Annotated in this window: 1 protein-coding gene; it reads right to left on the bottom strand. The window is 48.3% G+C overall.

Annotated features, from left to right (window positions below):
* Window positions 1-1,108, bottom strand: a 1,108-nt coding sequence (locus R7E47_RS25040) for an MFS transporter (protein WP_318085487.1), incomplete at both ends; no start/stop codon positions are given.

Genomic DNA, 1,108 nt, shown 5'->3' with positions numbered 1-1,108 from the left:
TTGCTGTTTGGTTTTGCTCGCTGCAAGCAACATGTAAACGCATGTCGCTACCAAAGCCGCAAACAAGTAACCCAACAAGCCGTGTACTTGGCCCATAAATTTGTCTGCGACCACTGGGCCTGCTACTGAGCCTACGCTGTAGCTGAACAGCATGACTTGAGTTGCAGAGACAATAAAGCGTTCATCAAGTCCTTCACAGCCGAGGTTGATTGCCACTGGGTATAGAGCAAACGTGGCCATGCCCAATAGGAAAAGCGACGCCGCCAACACTGCGGTAGATGTAGAGATGAACGTCAAACCGATAGAGAAAATACCCAAAATACAGAAGAATGCCATTAAGACTGTTCGGCTCATGTATTTGTTTAATGTGGTCACCATAGGTTGAACCAACATGCCGCCAAGGATCACCAACGCCATAAGCGTACCAATGTCTTGGTGGGTAATTTTACGGTTCGCCAATTCAACAGGCATAAGGCCGTAAATCGCACCCAAGGTTAAACCAGATACGACGCAACCGATGATCGCTGCATGATTGAGTTTTGCAATCTGTTTGAATGACAATGAAGTCGATTCATGGCTATTCGGTTGTTCGCAATCAATAAACATCAGTACCAGCATCGCCATTAGGATCAATGTTGTAATCGCAACAAAGGGTACGCCGCCACTTACGCCAAGAACGCCAATACCAAATTGACCTAGAGCCGAGCCGCCGTATAGAGAAAGCATGTATAGGCTTAGGCGTTTTGCGCGTGATGCTTCGTCGCCTGACATCAACCAGGATTCAACGATCACGAACACACCTGCAACTGCTACACCAGCAATAAAGCGCGCAACGAGCCAAACTAGGCCATTCGGGAATGCTGGTAGGGCAACGATGGTGAGCGAAAAGGCAGCCAAACAGCCAATAAATGCTTTGCGGTGGCCAACATTGCGAACAATGCGTTCGATAAACATGGCACCAATCAACAAGCCGCCATAAAACACGCTCGCCAACCAACTCGCGTAATCAGCAGAGATGTTGTATTCGCCGAGCATGAGTGGGATCAAGCTCATCAAATAGCCTGAAGCAACCGCGTAAAGAGACAGTGCGACGACTGGAACTGTAACT

It is taken from the genome of Vibrio sp. Vb1026, from assembly GCF_033338745.1.
Taxonomy (GTDB): domain Bacteria; phylum Pseudomonadota; class Gammaproteobacteria; order Enterobacterales; family Vibrionaceae; genus Vibrio; species Vibrio alginolyticus.
Note: the sequence above shows the minus strand (reverse complement) of the source record. Positions and strands in the feature narration are given on the sequence as shown.